The 18,491-nt window shown below is 57.9% G+C and carries 18 protein-coding genes and 2 pseudogenes; 13 read left to right on the top strand and 7 right to left on the bottom strand.

Annotated elements, in window-relative coordinates; translation table 11 throughout:
• The first annotated feature begins 171 nt into the window (after nt 1–171).
• Complete coding sequence (pyk, locus tag LJU29_RS06125; protein WP_002554985.1) at nt 172–1,623, top strand: pyruvate kinase; 1,452 nt, start codon at nt 172–174, stop codon at nt 1,621–1,623.
• 120 nt (nt 1,624–1,743) lie between these two features.
• Here the strand turns inward: pyk and LJU29_RS06120 are convergent, their stop codons facing one another.
• Nucleotides 1,744–2,682 (bottom strand): iron-sulfur-binding ferredoxin reductase, encoded by a 939-nt coding sequence (locus LJU29_RS06120; protein WP_005753895.1) that lies wholly within the window; start codon nt 2,680–2,682, stop codon nt 1,744–1,746.
• Between the two features lie 179 nt (nt 2,683–2,861).
• On the opposite strand from LJU29_RS06120, the gene LJU29_RS06115 reads away from it, so the two are divergent.
• From LJU29_RS06115 to LJU29_RS06100, 4 genes and pseudogenes are all read left to right on the top strand, one after another.
• Nucleotides 2,862–4,385: a fumarate hydratase gene (locus tag LJU29_RS06115; RefSeq protein ID WP_002554987.1), complete on the top strand. Its 1,524-nt coding sequence runs from the start codon at nt 2,862–2,864 to the stop codon at nt 4,383–4,385.
• Between the two features lie 360 nt (nt 4,386–4,745).
• Entirely contained in the window at nt 4,746–5,234 is a 489-nt protein-coding gene (locus tag LJU29_RS06110) for an Hcp family type VI secretion system effector (protein WP_257111786.1), read from the top strand.
• A gap of 51 nt (nt 5,235–5,285) precedes the next feature.
• Entirely contained in the window at nt 5,286–5,789 is a 504-nt protein-coding gene (locus tag LJU29_RS06105; RefSeq protein WP_257111784.1) for a type VI secretion system amidase effector protein Tae4, read from the top strand.
• A pseudogene (locus tag LJU29_RS06100) lies at nt 5,786–6,127 on the top strand (type VI secretion system amidase immunity protein Tai4); the annotation flags it as partial. The gene LJU29_RS06105 and the pseudogene LJU29_RS06100, both read left to right, overlap by 4 nt.
• Nucleotides 6,128–6,271: 144 nt before the next feature.
• Here the strand turns inward: LJU29_RS06100 and LJU29_RS06095 are convergent.
• The gene (locus LJU29_RS06095; RefSeq protein WP_257112691.1) at nt 6,272–7,252 is read right to left on the bottom strand and encodes an IS5-like element ISPsy2 family transposase; all 981 of its coding nucleotides are present in this window, start codon (nt 7,250–7,252) and stop codon (nt 6,272–6,274) included.
• Between the two features lie 168 nt (nt 7,253–7,420).
• Here LJU29_RS06095 and LJU29_RS06090 point away from each other — a divergent pair.
• The 3 genes and pseudogenes from LJU29_RS06090 to LJU29_RS06080 all read left to right on the top strand — a co-directional run bounded on the left by LJU29_RS06090 (nt 7,421) and on the right by LJU29_RS06080 (nt 9,769).
• Nucleotides 7,421–8,583 (top strand): IS3 family transposase gene (locus LJU29_RS06090; protein ID WP_122320854.1). Its coding sequence is split into 2 segments (ribosomal slippage): nt 7,421–7,676 and nt 7,676–8,583, totalling 1,164 coding nucleotides; the frame shifts between segments, so codons are not numbered across the junction.
• Nucleotides 8,584–8,592: 9 nt separating this feature from the next.
• A pseudogene (locus LJU29_RS06085) lies at nt 8,593–8,967 on the top strand (type VI secretion system amidase immunity protein Tai4); the annotation flags it as partial.
• A gap of 568 nt (nt 8,968–9,535) precedes the next feature.
• Nucleotides 9,536–9,769: a DUF6124 family protein gene (locus tag LJU29_RS06080; RefSeq protein WP_002554991.1), complete on the top strand. Its 234-nt coding sequence runs from the start codon at nt 9,536–9,538 to the stop codon at nt 9,767–9,769.
• 41 nt (nt 9,770–9,810) lie between these two features.
• Here LJU29_RS06080 and LJU29_RS06075 read toward each other — a convergent pair whose 3' ends face one another.
• The 4 genes from LJU29_RS06075 to LJU29_RS06060 all read right to left on the bottom strand — a co-directional run bounded on the left by LJU29_RS06075 (nt 9,811) and on the right by LJU29_RS06060 (nt 13,074).
• Nucleotides 9,811–10,968, bottom strand: coding sequence for a phospholipase D-like domain-containing protein (locus tag LJU29_RS06075; protein WP_005734681.1), 1,158 nt, complete (start codon nt 10,966–10,968; stop codon nt 9,811–9,813).
• Between the two features lies 1 nt (nt 10,969).
• A complete protein-coding gene (locus tag LJU29_RS06070; protein WP_011169403.1) occupies nt 10,970–11,551 on the bottom strand; it encodes a YceI family protein in 582 nt (193 codons plus the stop codon).
• Nucleotides 11,552–11,632: 81 nt separating this feature from the next.
• Entirely contained in the window at nt 11,633–11,971 is a 339-nt protein-coding gene (locus LJU29_RS06065) for a hypothetical protein (protein ID WP_016981206.1), read from the bottom strand.
• Nucleotides 11,968–13,074 (bottom strand): serine hydrolase domain-containing protein, encoded by a 1,107-nt coding sequence (locus LJU29_RS06060; RefSeq protein ID WP_257111782.1) that lies wholly within the window; start codon nt 13,072–13,074, stop codon nt 11,968–11,970. The genes LJU29_RS06065 and LJU29_RS06060 overlap by 4 nt, the downstream gene beginning before the upstream one ends.
• A gap of 313 nt (nt 13,075–13,387) precedes the next feature.
• Here LJU29_RS06060 and olsB point away from each other — a divergent pair, with 313 nt between their 5' ends.
• Nucleotides 13,388–14,143 (top strand): L-ornithine N(alpha)-acyltransferase, encoded by a 756-nt coding sequence (gene olsB, locus LJU29_RS06055; protein WP_005741003.1) that lies wholly within the window; start codon nt 13,388–13,390, stop codon nt 14,141–14,143.
• Complete coding sequence (locus LJU29_RS06050; RefSeq protein WP_257111780.1) at nt 14,143–14,979, top strand: lysophospholipid acyltransferase family protein; 837 nt, start codon at nt 14,143–14,145, stop codon at nt 14,977–14,979. Before olsB ends, LJU29_RS06050 begins: the two co-directional genes overlap by 1 nt.
• Here LJU29_RS06050 and LJU29_RS06045 read toward each other — a convergent pair.
• Nucleotides 14,937–15,536, bottom strand: coding sequence for an acyl carrier protein phosphodiesterase (locus tag LJU29_RS06045; protein WP_005741002.1), 600 nt, complete (start codon nt 15,534–15,536; stop codon nt 14,937–14,939). The genes LJU29_RS06050 and LJU29_RS06045 overlap by 43 nt on opposite strands.
• Before the next feature lie 164 nt (nt 15,537–15,700).
• Between LJU29_RS06045 and LJU29_RS06040 the strand changes: the two genes are divergently transcribed.
• The 3 genes from LJU29_RS06040 to LJU29_RS06030 are packed head-to-tail and all read left to right on the top strand — an operon-like array spanning nt 15,701 to nt 18,287.
• The gene (locus LJU29_RS06040) at nt 15,701–16,015 is read left to right on the top strand and encodes an ArsR/SmtB family transcription factor (protein WP_002554999.1); all 315 of its coding nucleotides are present in this window, start codon (nt 15,701–15,703) and stop codon (nt 16,013–16,015) included.
• 28 nt (nt 16,016–16,043) lie between these two features.
• Nucleotides 16,044–17,216 (top strand): MFS transporter, encoded by a 1,173-nt coding sequence (locus LJU29_RS06035; RefSeq protein WP_257111779.1) that lies wholly within the window; start codon nt 16,044–16,046, stop codon nt 17,214–17,216.
• A gap of 21 nt (nt 17,217–17,237) precedes the next feature.
• On the top strand, nt 17,238–18,287 hold the full coding sequence (locus LJU29_RS06030) for an alkene reductase (protein WP_257111778.1): 1,050 nt from the start codon (nt 17,238–17,240) through the stop codon (nt 18,285–18,287).
• Nucleotides 18,288–18,491 lie beyond the last annotated feature (204 nt).

Below are 18,491 nucleotides of genomic sequence, written 5' to 3'. Positions count from 1 at the left end.
TCTCCTGTTCTCTGCCCTGTATCGGCGTCACAGCCTGTTTCTTCAAGTAAATCGCACACCGACCGTCAGCCGATTGCCCTCCCTGACAGCAACACGGTAGTGCAAAGGAACAATGACTAAAGACCCAGACAGGAGTAGCCTCTCGCTGCGCTTCAATTAAGGAGTTTGTGCATGACCGTTCGCCGCACCAAAATCGTCGCCACACTTGGCCCTGCCAGCAACTCGCCGGAAGTCATCGAACAACTGATCCTTTCGGGTCTGGACGTTGCTCGTCTGAACTTCTCTCACGGTACTCCGGATGAGCACAAGGCACGCGCCAAACTGATCCGCGAAATCGCCGCCAGACACGGGCGCTTCGTCGCTCTGCTGGGCGACCTGCAGGGTCCTAAAATTCGTATCGCAAAGTTCACCGACAAGCGAATCGAGCTGAAGGTCGGTGACAAGTTCACCTTCTCCACCGCTCATCCGCTGACCAGTGGCAACCAGCAAATCGTGGGTATCGACTACCCGGATCTGGTCAAGGATTGCGGCGTAGGCGACGAGCTGCTGCTCGACGACGGTCGCGTAGTGATGCGCGTCGACACCCAGACGGCTGACGAACTGCATTGCACCGTGCTGATCGGCGGCCCGCTGTCCGATCACAAGGGCATCAACCGTCGCGGCGGTGGCCTGACGGCTCCGGCACTGACCGAGAAAGACAAGCAGGACATCAAGCTCGCTGCCGAAATGGACCTGGATTACCTAGCCGTTTCCTTCCCGCGCGATGCCGCCGACATGGAATACGCTCGCCAGTTGCGCGACGAATCCGGCGGTACAGCCTGGCTGGTGGCCAAGATCGAACGCGCCGAAGCCGTTGCCAACGACGAAGTGCTCGATGAGCTGATTCGCGCCAGTGACGCTGTCATGGTTGCGCGTGGCGACCTGGGCGTTGAAATCGGTGATGCCGAGCTGGTTGGCGTACAGAAACGCATCATTCTGCACGCACGTCGCCACAACAAGGCGGTGATCGTTGCCACGCAAATGATGGAGTCGATGATCTCAAGCCCCATGCCGACGCGTGCCGAAGTGTCCGACGTGGCCAACGCCGTGCTCGACTACACCGACGCCGTCATGCTGTCGGCGGAAAGTGCTGCAGGCTCCTACCCGATCGAAGCGGTCCAGGCGATGGCGCGTATCTGCATCGGCGCTGAAAAGCACCCGACCGGCAAGACTTCCAGCCACCGTATCGGCCACTCGTTCACCCGTTGTGACGAAAGCATCGCGCTGGCGGCCATGTACACCGCCAACCACTTCCCGGGTGTGAAGGCGATCATCGCACTGACCGAAAGCGGCTATACCCCGCTGATCATGTCGCGCATCCGCTCCTCGGTGCCGATCTACGCGTTCTCTCCGCACCGTGGTACTCAAGCGCGTGCAGCGATGTTCCGTGGCGTCTACACCGTGCCGTTCGACCCGGCAGCCCTGCCACCGGGTCAGGTCAGCCAGGCCGCAGTCGACGAACTGCTCAAGCGTGGTCTGGTCGAGCAAGGTGACTGGGTCATCCTCACCAAGGGCGACAGCTACCACACCATCGGTGGCACCAACGGCATGAAGATTCTGCACGTCGGCGACCCATTGGTCTGATAGCAGAACGCTGCAAGCCAAGGCCCCGTCTCGCAAGAGTCGGGGCCTTTTTGCATTGTGTATGCCTGACGAATCTTTGTGATTAATCGTGCCGAACGAGAGCTGTGACTAACATACACCTTATTCCCGCGCCACAAACACATCCGCCAGCAATTGATTACGCGGCAGACCTGCCAGATACAGCCGCTTGGCAAATATCTCCACGCTCTCGGCACTGCCACACAACAACGCCATCGCATGCCGCGACAACAGGCGCAGCTCGGCCAGGGTCGTCTCCAGCGCCTGCACGGTAATCAGTTGAACAAGCAACTGTGGATAACGCTCAGCCAGGGCTTGCAGCTCATTGGCCAGATAGTGCTGCTGGCTGTCATGGGCCAGATGAATCAGGCGGATGGTGCCCTGATGCTCCTGACGCAACGCCTCACGCAATACGCCCCACAACGGGCCCAGCCCGGTACCGGCAGCCAGCAAGAGCAGAGGTTTTTCCTGCCAGTCAGGGTCATAGCGCAGCGCCCCTCCGCGCAGTTCGCCGAGCCTCAACGTGTCACCGACACGCAGCTGTCGGGCGACATCGCGGAAGGCCCCGGACTGGTGGCAGTCGATATGAAATTCCAGAAACGGGTCCTCGCCCGGAAGGCTCGCCAGCGAATAAGGCCGGGCGACACCGCTGTCAGTCCACAACACCTGATGTTGCCCGGCGCTATAGCGCAGAGGTCGCGCAGGCTCCAGACGCAAACGCAGCACGGTCGGGCAGAGCCAGTCGCAGCCCACTACTGTCGCAGGCAGGCCGTCACGCTGCGGGTCAAACACCTCGACAGCCAAGTCACCGACCACTCGGCACTGGCAGGCGAGCCGCCAACCCTGCTGGCGCTTTTCAGCGGGCAAGGCATCGGGCAACGCGTCATCAGGCTCGCCTTTGACACAGCGCACCAGGCACGCATGGCAACTGCCGGCACGACAGCTATAGGGAACCGGCACACCGGCATGATTCAGGGCGTCGAGCAGATTGCTGGCCGATGGTAACGACCAGCTACGCTCACCAACATGCAATTGAGGCATTCAGGCGGCCTGTGCAGAAAATAACGGCGATTGTACAGACTGGCCTGTCGGGCGGGTTATACTGCCGCGCCTTTTTGCGCCCGCTACGGCTAACCTGACAGCTCTGGTTCAAGCCGCAGTTCCAGACTGCCGCCGATAGCGTAATTGAATGTTCCCGTCCTTACAGAGGAGCGCGCCGCATGACCGTGATCAAGCAAGACGACCTGATTCAGAGCGTTGCAGACGCACTGCAGTTCATTTCCTACTACCACCCCGTGGATTTCATCCAGGCCATGCACGAGGCGTATCTGCGTGAAGAGTCGCCTGCCGCTCGCGACTCCATCGCTCAGATCCTGATCAACTCGCGCATGTGCGCGACCGGTCATCGCCCGATCTGCCAGGACACCGGTATCGTTACCGTTTTCGTACGCGTGGGTATGGATGTTCGCTGGGATGGCGCCACCATGGGCCTGGACGACATGATCAACGAAGGCGTGCGTCGCGCTTACAACCTGCCTGAAAACGTGCTGCGTGCCTCGATCCTCGCCGACCCGGCAGGCGCTCGCAAAAACACCAAGGACAACACCCCGGCTGTTATCCACTACTCCATCGTTCCAGGTAATACCGTGGAAGTGGACGTCGCGGCGAAAGGCGGCGGTTCGGAAAACAAATCGAAGATGGCGATGCTCAACCCGTCCGATTCGATCGTCGACTGGGTCCTGAAAACCGTTCCGACCATGGGCGCAGGCTGGTGCCCACCGGGCATGCTCGGCATCGGCATCGGCGGCACCGCGGAAAAGGCAGCGGTCATGGCCAAGGAAGTGTTGATGGAGTCCATCGACATTCATGAGCTGAAGGCCCGTGGCCCGCAGAACCGCATCGAAGAGATGCGTCTGGAACTGTTCGAAAAGGTCAACCAGCTGGGCATAGGCGCTCAGGGCCTGGGCGGTCTGACCACCGTGCTCGACGTCAAGATCATGGACTACCCGACCCATGCTGCGTCGCTGCCGGTGTGCATGATCCCTAACTGCGCCGCCACCCGCCACGCGCACTTCGTGCTCGACGGCAGCGGCCCTGCCTCGCTGGAAGCGCCGTCGCTGGACGCCTACCCGGAAATCGTCTGGGAAGCCGGCCCATCGGCCCGCCGCGTCAACCTCGACACCCTGACCCCGGAAGAAGTGCAAAGCTGGAAGCCGGGCGAAACCGTGCTGCTCAACGGCAAGATGCTTACCGGCCGCGACGCCGCGCACAAGCGCATGGTCGAAATGCTCAACAAGGGCGAAAGCCTGCCGGTCGACCTCAAGGGTCGTTTCATCTACTACGTCGGCCCGGTTGATCCGGTACGCGAAGAAGTCGTTGGCCCGGCAGGCCCAACCACGGCCACGCGGATGGACAAGTTCACCCGTCAGATCCTCGACCAGACCGGCCTGCTGGGCATGATCGGCAAATCCGAACGCGGCCCGACCGCCATCGAAGCGATCCGTGACCACAAGGCCGTGTATCTGATGGCCGTCGGCGGCGCTGCATACCTCGTGGCTCAGGCGATCAAGAAATCCCGAGTCGTGGCTTTTGCCGAGCTGGGTATGGAAGCGATCTACGAGTTCGAGGTCAAGGACATGCCGGTTACCGTTGCCGTAGACAGCACTGGCGAATCCGTGCACATCACAGGCCCGCAGATCTGGCAGAAGAAGATCAGCGACAGTCTGGCGGTGGAAGTGCAGTAAATTCTGATCTGCAAGACAATAAAAACCCGGCGCAAGCCGGGTTTTTTATGCGGATTAACTTACGGCCCCTGCGATCTTCCAGCGCAACCCGGAATAGACCGTTCAGCCTGTGGCCAATATAACAAGGCAACTTGTCCCCGATAAACAATACGACTCACTGGTAATATACATCGCACCCTGCGATCAGTCCGTAATACATTTCAGACAATAAACCGAGACAGTTCGCTACTCCCCAGAGGTTCAATACCCCTTTCCCTCCCTGAAAGACAGATTATTCTTCTGCTGGCTGTAAACCAGTGAGCGCATGAAAAATAAATGTACTTCTCAGGCATACCGCCTGATAAACAGGGAGATTTCAAAATGGCTTTTGACGCCTATATCAAGATAGAAGGCATTCCAGGCGAAGCGCTGGATGACCGCTACAAGGACTGTATCGAGATCACCGGGTATGGCTTCGGCATGCATCAAAGTACTTCCGCCACGGCGAGTTCTTCCGGTGGCGCATCGTCCGGAAGGACTTCCTTGAGCGATTTCACGTTCACCAAATCACTGGACAAGTCGAGCTGCAAGCTCATGGAAACCTTGTGCGGAGGCAGACACCTGAAAGAAGTCGTCTTGTCACTGCATCGTGCAGGCGGAGACAAGGTCAAATACTTTGAAGTGCTGCTGGAAGAAGTCATCATTTCCAACTACACCCAGCATGCCAATGATGGCATACCCAGTGAAACGATCAGCTTGAATTACGGGAAAATAAAAACCACCTACACACAGCAAAAAAGATCGGATGGTGCCGGTGGAGGAAATGTCTCGGGTGGCTGGAACCGTATCAACAACAAGGTCTATTCCTGATTTTTTTGAACGCTCATGCATTGAACCTTACAGAACGATCAGGGAAAGACTATGGCACGGCCATTTTTTACTGCCGCCTGGGCGGCTTCGCAAAATATTTATGATCCGGTGGCACCGGAAAAACGAGTGGCAGAGGTGATTGGGGGGCTTGTAGCTCAGAATATAAATAATCCCGATCCGTTGCAAAGGTGGGAAAACACCTGCGCCGTCCGAATAAGCTACCTATTAAACTACGCCGGCTCAGCAGTTCCCAGAGTCCTTGGTGAAACAGTAACCGGAGGTGATAAGAAACAATACTTTTACAGAATTGAGAACCTGATCGCCTTTTTGAAAGACAACTGGGGAAAACCTGAAATAGTTAGGTACCCACCCTCTGACGGAGGTGCACTGAAAAACAAAAGAGGAATTATAATATTTGAAATATCGGGCTGGAGTAACGCCAGAGGCCACGCAACGCTATTCGACGGAAACGCCTGCTATGATCATTGCTATTTTAATGAGCATGGCGTTAATTACCGTACAGACAGGGCAAACTTCTGGAGCCTTACGCAATGAAGTTACTTTTCACGACCGTACTGGCCTGCTGCTTGCTCACCGCGCTTGCTGTTCATGCATCTGCTCAACCATCATCGCCAGAAGGTATGTATAGAACACACGCGCAAAACTACAAAGACATGGTTCTTGCCACCTGCATTGCGAGCGCTTACAAATTCAGTGACAACGTCGGAACTGACGCTGGCAGTAGCGTCACAGCGTTGCGCGAGTGGGCCAACTATGACTGGGAAAAAAGCCCTGAGAAGCCCAGAGAATTCGTAGACAACTACCTCGCAAGAGACTACACAAACCCTCTTGTCGAATCCGAAATAAAAGGCGTGAAATTTGACTTGCTTAAGGAAGGTCTGAAGTAGCAGGTTTTTTCCGGCTACCGAGTCCTCAGCACTTTTCAAAAAACGATGCATGTCGAAATTTGCTCAATTATCTTCGCTTTTTAGCTCTTTCGGCCGCTGCAAAGCCTTTTGCGGTAACCATTTCCTGCATTACACGCGCACCTCTCCTGCGCTCGCCAACAAATGTCGGCGGGCCATCCACAGGTTTGACAGGGCGAACAACGTCACCATCTGCGCGGTGTTCTTGGCCAAGCCCCGAAAGCGCACTTTTTCATAGCCAAACTGGCGTTTGATGACCCGAAACGGATGCTCGACCTTGGCGCGAACCTGGGCCTTGGCCTTCTCGATTTTGCGGATCGCCTTGTACAAAATACTGCGTTTTCCGTGCTTTTTGTAAGTGCTGCGGCGGGCGGCAATCTGCCAAATGACCTTGCGCCCAGCATGTTCTTCGCGCTTCTCGACCCCGGTGTAACCTGCGTCGGCGCAGACTACGTTTTCCTCGCCGTGCAGCAGTTTGGCAACCTGCGTGACGTCTGCCACATTGGCCGCTGTTACTACCACGCTGTGCACCAGGCCTGACTCGTCGTCGGCGCCGATGTGAGCCTTGGCGCCGAAATAGTACTGGTTACCTTTCTTGGTTTGATGCATCTCAGGGTCGCGTTTGCCATCCTTGTTCTTGGTCGAACTGGGCGCGTGAATCAGCGTGGCATCGACGATGGTGCCTTGACGCAACGACAAGCCACGGTCGCCCAGATAACCATTAATTACGCCGAGAATCCCGGTCGCCAACTCGTGCTTTTCCAGCAGACGACGGAAGTTGAGAATGGTGGTTTCGTCTGGAATTCGCTCCAGGCTCAGGCCTGAAAACTGACGCAGGATGGTCGTCTCATACAGCGCTTCTTCCATCGCCGGATCGCTGTAGCCGAACCAGTTCTGCATCAGATGAACACGCAGCATCGCCATCAGTGGGTAGGCGGGCAGGCCACCTTCTCCTTTTGGATAATAGGGCTCAATCAGGGCAATCAAACCTTTCCAGGGCACCACCTGATCCATCTCGATCAGGAACAATTCCTTACGGGTCTGCTTGCGCTTGCCGGCATACTCGGCGTCGGCGAAGGTCATCTGTTTCATCATCGAAAAGCTCGGCGACTGGTGTCCGGAGATTTTGCCAAATTAGGAAGTCTTTTTCAGAGTTTCCTTAAGTGCCTCGATCTTTACCACAGCAAAGAACTGGATTGTAGTGGTCTAATGGTTCCGGACACTCATTTAGGCGAGAATATCGCCAGATAGAGGTGTCTGATGACCAAACAACGCCGTACCTTTTCCGTTGAATTCAAACGCGAGGCCGCAGGCCTCGTGCTCGATCAAGGCTATAGCCATATCGAAGCCTCCCGCTCGCTTGGGGTGGTCGAATCTGCGCTGCGTCGCTGGGTCAACCAGCTTCAACAAGAGCGCAACGGTGTCACTCCACAGAGCAAAGCCCTCACGCCCGAGCAGCAAAAAATCCAGGAGCTCGAAGCCCGGATCGCCCGTCTTGAGCGGGAGAAATCCATTTTAAAAAAGGCCACCGCGCTCTTGATGTCGGAAGAGCACGAGCGCATGCGCTGATTGATCAGCTCAGTGTCCATGAGCCAATCGAATTGCTGTGCGAAGTGTTCGAGGTACCTCGCTCGTGCTACTACAACCATTGCCTGCGGCGTCGGTCTCCAGACGCCGAGCGGGTTCGTTTACTTAGCCGAGTCAATGAGCTGTTCGGGCAAAGTCGAGGCGCTGCCGGCAGCCGCAGTATCGTGTCGATGATGCAGGCGGATGGCGAGCAAATCGGTCGGTTCAAGGTGCGTAGCTTGATGCGGGAGCTGGGATTAATCAGCAAGCAACCAGGCTCGCATGCTTATAAAAAAGCAACAGTGGAGCGGCCTGACATTCCGAACATTTTGAATCGGGAGTTCGATGTACCCGCGCCCAATCAGGTCTGGTGTGGCGACATCACCTACATCTGGGCGCAAGGAAAATGGCATTACCTGGCGGTGGTTATGGATCTTTACGCGCGTCGGGTGGTGGGCTGGGCGTTTTCGAACAAACCGGATACGGACTTGGTGATCAAGGCGCTGGACATGGCTTATGAGCAACGCGGCAAGCCTCAGGGCCTGCTGTTTCATTCCGACCAGGGCGTCCAATACGGGAGCCGACAGTTTCGCCAGCGGCTTTGGCGATACCGCATACGCCAGAGCATGAGCCGCCGGGGTAATTGCTACGACAACTCGCCGATGGAGCGTGTGTTCCGCAGCTTGAAAACTGAGTGGATACCGACCGTGGGCTACATGACGGTCCAAGAGGCTCAGCGGGATATCAGTCATTACCTGATGCATCGTTACAACTGGATTCGGCCACACCAGTTCAATGATGGAATGGCGCCCGCTCAGTACGAGAAAAACCTTAACGTCGTGTCCGGGATCAGTTGACCACTACACACACTACCTTCATCACCGGAAGGCATGCATAGAAGCCATGCACAGAACTACAAGGACTTGGTGCTCGCCAACTGTATAGCAAATGCCTATGCATATGATGTAAAGGTAGGAATTGACGCGGGCAGCAGTGTCACCGCAATGGAGGACTGGGCCAACTACGATTGGGAGGAAGGTCCAGATGAAATCCGGGCACTGGTAAAAAAATACCTCGCCAGAGACTACACAAACCCTTTGGCCGAATCCCAGATAAAGGGAATAAAATTCGACCTATTGAAATGCCTGGACATGTATCACAGCAAGGAACTGGACGCGTTGACGAAAAAGGTCGTGACTCACCCGAATCAGACCTACATGCAGAATATCAAAAAGCCTTAACTACTCTTTTCATACAACAAGCCTGTCCGGCAAACGCTGCACAGGCTATTTTCATTGCAAGCACTCTACTCCGCACATTATCTGTAGGGCGGAGACACATCATGCTGACTCAATGTAATCCGATAGCTTTTTAGCGTCTCCCCTCGGTGATGTATTGCTTGCTGAAATACTGATAAACAGCGCCAGTCACTTCCCCGCCTATACGGCGAACATCCTCAGAAAACCTTTTTCGATAACTCTTGTAAGAATTAACCGCAGGACACCTCCCTTCCATTTGAAGGAAATTTCCGAGAAAATCCCGGCCTCTTGCGCTTGGCTGTTCAGGTCTCTAGCCTTCATCGGTCGCTGCCCAATCAGCGATCAGGTTTGGTAGACCTGCTTTTGCTGGCGCAATGTGCCACCTCTGCGAGGCGATCCTTCTCGTCTCGTCTTTATGGTGGCCGTGCGCATGGCGTCTTCGGATGCACCGGGTGCCAGCAGCCGGTCTACCAACTTGCACACGGCCGCCACCTTATCGTTTGGTAGCGATTAGTGACGGCTCCCCCCAAGTTCTGCTGGAGTTGCAAACATGCCCCATAAAATCGTCCCCGACCCGCCCACCGCCCTGTTCACCGTCAACGCATCCGTCAGCCAGGAAGAAGCGCTCAACTACGCTTCGGATCTGCTGCGCTGCATCATCACGACGGCCTATGAGTCCGGCGACAGCACTCAGGGCACCAGCCGTGATCTGGCGTTTTCGGTATTGCACATGGCCGAGATGGCCAAAGCCATGGTTGACCGCTCACTGGAATGCATCGTTTGACCAGATGACAACCCGGGGCCACGCTCGGCCCCGCGTACACCTCAATTACGCTGATCCAGCAGGTTGACCACCAGCCGGTCGATCCACCCCCACAAGCGCTGTTTGACGCGTCGCCACAGTGGTCTGGCCTTCCAGTCTGCCAGTGTGGTTTCGGCGCTCAGGGCGAAGTCTTTTTCGAAACTGGCGACCACATCGCGGGTCAGCCCTGGGTCGAGGGCTTCGAGGTTGGCTTCAAGGTTGAAGCGCAGATTCCAGTGGTCGAAGTTGCACGAGCCGATGCTCACCCAGTCGTCGATCAGAACCATTTTCAAGTGCAGAAAACACGGCTGGTATTCGAAGACCTTGACCCCGGCCCGCAGCAAGCGCGGGTAGTAACGGTGACCGGCGTAGCGTACCGACGGGTGATCGGTGCGTGGCCCGGTCAGCAGCAAACGTACATCGACGCCGCGCGACGCTGCCCTGCGCAAGGCGCGGCGGACTTTCCAAGTGGGTAGAAAGTAGGGGGTTGCCAGCCAGATGCGCTTTTGCCCGGTGTTCAGCGTGCGCACCAGCGATTGCAGAATGTCGCGGTGCTGGCGAGAGTCGGCGTACGCCACACGGCCAAGGCCTTCACCGGCTACCGGGGCGGTGGGCAGATGATCCAGACCAAAGTTTTCTTTCGGGCGCCAGGCGAACCGTCGGGCATTGGCGTGAAACTGCCGGTTGAACAACGCTTGCCAGTCAAGAACCAGCGGCCCGGTGATTTCCACCATCACTTCGTGCCATTGGCTGACATCCTTGTCTGGCTCCCAGAATTCATCGGTTACACCCGTACCGCCGACCACCGCCAGCGTCTTGTCGACCACCAGCAATTTGCGATGGTCGCGGTAGAAGTTGCGCACGCCGCGTCGCCAGTGAATAGGGTTGTAGAAACGCAGAATTACACCGGCATCGGTCAGTTGCTTGCGCAGGCCGGCGTCGAAGGCTTTAGAACCGAAGTCGTCGAACAGGCAGCGCACGATCACACCACGCCTGCCCGCCTCGACCAGCGCCCGCACGATGGCATCGGCGCAGGCCCCGGCTTCGACCAGATACAGCTCCAGGTCAACCTGCTGCTCGGCCCGGTCAATGGCTGCAATCATGCGCGGGAAGAACGCAGGACCGTCAATCAGCAATTGAAAGCGGTTGTTTTCACGCCACGGGAAAATCGCACCGTTCATATCAGCGCGCCGTGAAGATCAGGACAGCCCCGACCGGGACTGACAGACTGACCGCCGACAAGCCTGCCGCGTTGCGCAGGGCATTGAAGTCCGAAACCATATCGAAGTCCTGAGCATGAATCACCAGCGGTTCGAGCGTCACAACCTGAAAGCGGCGCTCGTCGAGGCGCGTCGCCAGCAGTTCGGCGTTATAGCTGTGACTCTTGCCGCGCAGGCTGACGGTCAGTGGTAAACGCAATTCCAGTTGCGCGCCGGGGGCAAGGTTATTGATGGGGCGCATGTCGAGCTGGGCATTGATCTGCGCAACGGGAAACTTGTGTACCTGAAACACCTGCTCCCGCAGGCGCTCGTCACGCAGGGGAATACCGGTGCTAATGGACTCCGTTTCGACTTCCACCTCAGCCAGCCCTTTGGGGTCGACCTTGCCATGCAGCACGAGGAAGCGATGCACCTCGGCAATATCGGCATTTTTGGTTGACGTGAACGAGAGCCGCGACGACTCGTTATCCAGATACCAGTTCGCATGGGCAGGTAACGCCACTGCGGCCAGCATGACCAGCAGCAGGCGATTCATAGTGAGCATGCAGACTCCAGACGTGCAATTGAGGGCCACCTTATCCGCCTGTCTGACCTCTGGCAAACCACGACGTTCGGCAGTAATCCATCAAGGCTCGGATGGCAACAGTCGGCAGCCTTGTCGCTCACCCTGCCACGACGCACTGCTGGTTCGTCCAAGCCCGTTGGCAATGACCTTTTTCTGGCTGCTGTCGTCGATCAGCGCGCTGGGCACGTACTGTTTGACGTAGCCCAGGCAATACGCCTCGGGGTTGTTCATGACGTACCTGCACGAGCAGTATTCCTTGGCGGTGTAGGCACTGATGATGGTGGGGAATGCCTGCAGGTTCACGCGGTACTGCCAGGCAAGTACCGCGAGCGCAGCAAGGATCAGCAACAGCAGGCTGCTGAAGGGTCGACGCAGGATGAACATTCGGCGACTGCTCATTGCCCACCCTCCTTGCCAAAGGCTGCCTGTATGCGCTTGATCATCTGATTGTGGTCGTAAGTACCGTCGCGGTCATCGGCATAGCGCACGATCACCAGCTTCCGGTCGGGGATCACGTACAGCGCCTGCCCCCAATGGCCCAGTGCGGAAAAGGTATCAGGGGGCGCATCGGGCCACGGCCCCCTGCCGCCATCGGCAGTTCGATTGAGCCACCATTGGCCGCCAGGGACTTCGACGTTGGCATCTATCTGCTCGCCTGCAAACGGCGTCAGCACGAAGTTCATCCATTCCTTGTTGAGCAACTGCCGAGCCTGCCATTGCCCGCCGCGCTGCATCAGCAAGCCGATGCGTGCCAGGTCGCGGGCGGTCATGTAGGCATAGGACGACCCTACAAATGTACCCACGCCATCGGTTTCCCAGACGGCACTGCGGATGCCAAGCGGGTCAAACAGTGCGGTCCACGGATAATCCGCATACGCCTGTGGCCCGACGATATTTTTCAACGCAGCAGCCAGAACCGTGCTGTCGCCGCTGGAATACAGGTACGCCTTGCCGGGGGATTCGGCTGCGCGGTGCTCGGCGGTGAAGCGCGCCATGTCGTCACGCCCACGGGTGTAGAGCATGGCGACTACGGAAGAGTTAAGCGGTGCATATTCGTAATCTTCCTGCCAATTCAGCCCCGAAGCCCAGTGCATCAGGTCTTTGATGGCGATATCGGGGTGCGCCTTGAACGGCGGGTAGAACTTCGCCACTGGATCATTGAGTTGAAAGCGCCCGTCGGTAAACGCCACGCCCAGCACTGTCGCCATCACGCTCTTGCTGATCGACCAGGTCAGGTGCGGGGTTTGCGCGGTGGTCACACCGCCGTAGCGCTCATACACAACTTCGCCATCACGAATCACCAGCAGCGCATCGGTGCGAATGCCCTTGCGTGTGGCGTCGTCACGGGGCGGGAAGGCGTAGGCCTCGAGTTCTTCGATTGCCGCAGATCGCGGCGCAGGCTGAGATGACCATTGCTCTGTCGGCCATGTTTGAGCAACGACGCCCTGGGCACTGAAGCCCAGGATCAAAACCAGACACAGGCGGAAAGATCTACGCGGCATGACAGAGCCTCTACAGAGTAATCCGCATACCGTATCAGGGCTTCGTGACAGTCAGCCATTACCCCGGGACAGGACGCAGAGCGTCCAGAACGGCATACCCACGCGGAGCATGGGCACGATAGTGGTCCTTCGTACGCCGCTCGCTCCTCCCGCTCCACCAGCGTGGAAATGCCCACAGCGTTGCCCGTCACACAACCATCACCAAAGCTTCACAGGCATGACACGCCATCTCCCTAGCCTGCAAGTACGGCAAAGCGCCTGGACAAATCAGTCAACCAGCCAAACTCTGCATGGCTGGCTCATGGAGATTCGTATGACCCAGATCGCCCGCATTCGTGACAACACTTCTGAACGTCGTCTTCAGGCCGAGCGCCTGATTGGAGCGCGCGCCCTGCAGGAAGCACAGGCGTTGCGTTTCAGTGTGTTCAGCGAAGAGTTCAACGCCCGTCTCAACGGCGCTGAACAAGGCCTGGATATCGACGATTACGATGTTCATTGCTCGCACATTGGTGTGCGTGACCTGAACACCGGGCGTCTGGTTGCCACTACCCGGCTGCTCGACCACAAGGCTGCCAGCACGCTGGGGCGTTTCTACAGTGAAGAAGAATTCAGCCTGCACGGTCTGGTTCATTTGCAGGGTCCGATTCTTGAGCTGGGCCGTACCTGCGTAGACCCGGCCTACCGCAACGGTGGCACCATCGCGGTGTTGTGGAGCGAGCTGGCCGAGGTGCTGAACGAAGGCGGCTACAGCTACCTGATGGGCTGCGCGAGCATCCCGATGCACGACGGCGGCATTCAGGCGCACGCGATCATGCAACGCCTGCGCGAACGCTACCTGTGCAACGAGCACTTGCGCGCCGAGCCGAAAAACCCGCTGCCGACGCTCGATATCCCGAGCAATGTGATCTGCGAGATGCCGCCACTGCTCAAGGCTTACATGCGCCTGGGGGCCAAGATCTGCGGCGAACCGTGCTGGGACGAAGACTTCCAGGTGGCCGACGTGTTCATCCTGCTCAAGCGCGACGACTTGTGCCCGCGCTATGCCCGCCACTTCAAGGCGGCCGTGTGATGAGCCGGGCACGCGGCTATGCCCGCGTAGTCCGGGTGCTGCTGGTCGTGGCGCTCGGCTTGACGATTGCCGGAACGTTCGCGGTTCTGGAACGCACCAGAATCGGTGGGTCGATGGAGCGCAGGCAGCGCTGGAGCCGTTGGTTCATGGCGCGCCTGACCAATGCCCTGCCGTTTCGCGTCACCGTGACAGGTCAGTTGCCAACCCAGCCAATGCTGTGGGTCAGTAACCATGTGTCGTGGACCGACATTGCACTGCTGGGCATGCTGGCACCGCTGTCGTTTCTGTCGAAGGCCGAAGTTCGGACCTGGCCGGTAGCGGGCTGGGTGGCACTGAAGGCAGGTACGCTGTTCATTCGTCGCGGGTCGGGCGACAGCCGTCTGATTCAAAAGCAGATGTGCAATCACCTGCAACAAGGCAACGCACTGCTGATCTTCCCGGAAGGCACCACCACCGATGGCAGAAGCCTGCGCACCTTCCACGGCCGTCTGCTGTCCAGTGCCATTGAAGCCGGCGTGCCGATCCAGCCAGTGGCCATCGGTTACTCGCGTGACGGCAAACCGGACCCGATTGCCCCGTTCATTGGCGACGACGATTTGCTGTCCCATTTGCGCCGGTTGTTCGCCAATGAGCAGAGCGATGTGCACATTCACCTGCTGACCCCGATTCCGACGGCGGATCAGGAGCGCGCTGCACTGGCGTTCAAGGCCCAGCAAGCCGTTCAGGTGGCGCTGTTCGGTGAACCTGTCACGGGGGAGTCAGTGATCGGTAAACAAGTATCCGGCGAGCCTGCTCAGCCGAGCGAAGTGGCTTCGCGCTCGGCCAGGGCAGCCTGAGCAAAATCCTCCAATAGCGGATAGAACTCGGCGAAATCCGCACTCAAGGGCTGGTAAAGCGCCTGCAGTTCCTGCATGCCGCCTGCCAGCCCTTCGGGCCGTGACAAGCGTCGCGATATCCCGCTCAGCACCTGCCCCAGCACCTCGAAATCCCGATACGAACCCAGCCAGTCCTGCGCGGCCATGCGCGGCGCGATCAATGCGAGCCGCTCGGGCAATTGCGGCTCGGCGGCCAGCGTGCCATAGACTTTGCCAGTGAATACGTCCAGCGGCAGATCGGCATAGCGATGCCAGTCGCGAGCCAGACAATGATCGAAAAAGACGTCGAGCATAATGCCTGCATAGCGTCGCCGCTGGGATGGAAAGCGGGCAATGGAAGCCTTGATCAGCGGGTGGCTGTCAGTGAAAGCGTCAATGCTGCGATGCAGCCGAATGGCCGCTTCAAGCTCTGCAGGAAAACGTCCCGACAGCGGACCTTTGACGAAGTCGCCATACAGGCTGCCAAGCAATTGAGCAGGCCGATGCCCGCCGAGATGAAGATGTGCCAGATAGTTCATGCCTGCAAGCCTACGCCGCTTTCAAGGCCGAGGTCTATATATCGATATAACCCGATATAGCGATTTTGCCAGTCCTAAGCACAAAATCATATTTGTATATCGCGAAATACAGATATAAGGTTCGTCCTATCGCGATATATCGCTACACCGCCTGTGAGAACGACATGCCTATCGACCTCGACGACATAATAAAAGCCCTGGCCCATCCGGTCCGCCGAGAAATCCTGACCTGGTTGAAGGACCCCCGCGCGAGCTTTCCTGCTCAGCAATACTCGATTGAACACGGCGTGTGCGCCGGACAGATCGATCAGCGTGCAGGATTGTCCCAATCCACTGTCTCGGCCCATCTGGCGACCTTGCAACGCGCTGGCCTGATCAGCAGCAAGAAGGTTGGCCAATGGCATTTCTTCAGACGCAACGAAGAAGTCATACAGGCATTCGTTCAGGCGCTGGTTGAAGAGCTGAACAACCCGACCTGATTTTCCAACGTTTACCAGGAGCTGCCCCGTGCCTCTTTCGCTACTTATTCTGGCCCTGAGCGCCTTTGCCATCGGCACCACCGAATTCGTCATCATGGGCCTGCTGCCCGATGTGGCGGCTGACCTTGGTGTATCTATCCCCGGCGCAGGCTGGCTGGTCACCGGCTATGCGCTGGGCGTGGCCGTCGGCGCGCCGTTCATGGCCATGGCCACGGCAAAACTGCCGCGCAAGGCTGCGCTGGTCACGTTGATGGGCATTTTCATCATCGGCAACCTGCTCTGCGCACTGGCCAGTGACTACAACGTATTGATGTTCGCCCGCGTGGTTACAGCGCTGTGTCATGGTGCGTTCTTCGGCATCGGTTCGGTAGTTGCTGCAGGGCTGGTGCCTGCCAATCGCCGCGCTTCGGCAGTAGCGTTGATGTTCACCGGTCTGACCCTGGCCAACGTGCTGGGCGTGCCTTTGGGTACTGCATTGGGTCAATACGCAGGCTGGCGCTCGACCTTCTGGGCGGTAACAGTCATCGGCGTGATTGCACTGATCGGCCTGATCCGCTTTCTGCCGACCAACCGCAAAGAAGAAAAACTCGACATGCGCGCCGAACTGGCCGCACTGAAAGGTGCCGGTATCTGGCTGTCGCTGACCATGACCGCGCTGTTTTCAGCGTCCATGTTCACCCTGTTCACCTACATTGCCCCGCTGCTCGGCGAAGTCACCGGCGTATCGCCCAAGGGCGTGACCTGGACCCTGCTGTTGATAGGCCTGGGCCTGACCGCAGGTAACGTGATTGGCGGCAAGATGGCCGACCGCCGTGTGTCATCCACGCTGATTGCCGTGTTCGTCTCGATGGCGGTGATCTCAACCGCTCTCAGCTGGACCAGCGCCGCGCTGATCCCGACTGAAATCACCCTGTTCCTCTGGGCGGTCGCTGCCTTTGCCGCCGTCCCGGCTCTGCAGATCAACGTGGTGACCTTCGGCAAAGCCGCGCCCAACCTGGTTTCAACCCTGAACATCGGCGCTTTCAACGTGGGCAACGCGCTTGGTGCCTGGGTCGGTGGCAGCGTCATCGCCCACGGCCTGGGCCTGGGCCTGACCAGCGTACCGCTGGCCGCTGCCATGCTGGCAGTGCTCGCGCTGCTGATCACACTGATTACTTTTCGTCAGACCGGCAACCCCGATCTGGCACCTGCTACACATTGATCAATCACGAGGATTCGACACATGACGACTATCTTTGACCCGATCACCATTGGCGATCTGCAACTGCCAAACCGCATCATCATGGCGCCACTGACGCGCTGCCGCGCCGACGAAGGTCGCGTACCCAATGCATTGATGTCCGAGTATTACGTGCAGCGTGCTTCTGCAGGCCTGATCCTGACTGAAGCCACATCGGTCACGCCGATGGGTGTTGGTTACCCGGACACACCCGGCATCTGGTCCAACGACCAAATACGCGGCTGGAGCAACATCACCAAGGCCGTGCATACCGCTGGTGGCCGGATTGTGTTGCAGCTGTGGCACGTTGGCCGTATCTCCCACCCGGCGTACCTGAACGGCGAAACTCCGGTGGCCCCTAGCGCTATCGCAGCTGAAGGCCATGTCAGCCTGATGCGCCCGATCACCCCGCTGCCGACCCCGCGCGCGCTGGAACTGGCAGAAATCGGTGACATCGTCGAGGCCTATCGCGTCGGTGCGGAAAACGCCAAGGCTGCGGGCTTCGACGGCGTGGAAGTACACGGTGCCAACGGCTACCTGCTGGAACAGTTCCTGCTGACCGGCTCCAACCAGCGCACTGACGAGTACGGCGGTTCGGTAGAAAACCGTGCTCGTCTGCTGCTGGAAGTGACTGATGCGGTCATTGAGGTGTGGGGCGCTGGTCGCGTAGGCGTACACCTTTCGCCTCGCTTCGACATGCACGACATGAGCGATGCTAACCGCACTGAAACCTTCAGCTACGTGGCCAAAGAGCTTGGCAAGCGCGGTATCGCGTTCATCTGTGCCCGTGAGCGTGACGCCGAAGACAGCCTCGGCCCGCAGTTGAAGAAGGATTTCGGCGGCGTCTACATCGCCAATGAAAAATTCACCAAGGACACCGCAAATACCTGGCTGGCAGAAGGCAAGGCCGACGCTATCGCATTTGGTGTGCCTTATATTGCCAACCCGGACCTGCCTGAGCGTCTGGCCAGCGATGCGCCTCTGAATGAAGCGCATCCCGAAACGTTCTACGGCAAAGGGCCGGTCGGCTATATCGACTACCCACGCCTGTAACACGGCGCTGCAACAGCAAAAAACCCTGACTCGCAAGAGCCGGGGTTTTTTATCGCCCGTACTTATTACTGTTACAGCTTAGCCTCAGGCCCGACTGTACCTAGGGAAGGTCTGAAGTAGCCGGATGTTTTCCGGCTACCGAGTCCTCAGCACTTTTCAAAAAACGATGCATGTCGAAATTTGCTCAATTATCTTCGCTTTTTA

Origin of the sequence: Pseudomonas ficuserectae, assembly GCF_024584585.1 — a bacterium.
In the GTDB taxonomy this organism is placed as follows: domain Bacteria; phylum Pseudomonadota; class Gammaproteobacteria; order Pseudomonadales; family Pseudomonadaceae; genus Aquipseudomonas; species Aquipseudomonas amygdali.
The sequence above is the reverse complement of the archived record's forward strand: the minus strand, read 5'-3'. Positions and strand labels throughout refer to the sequence as shown.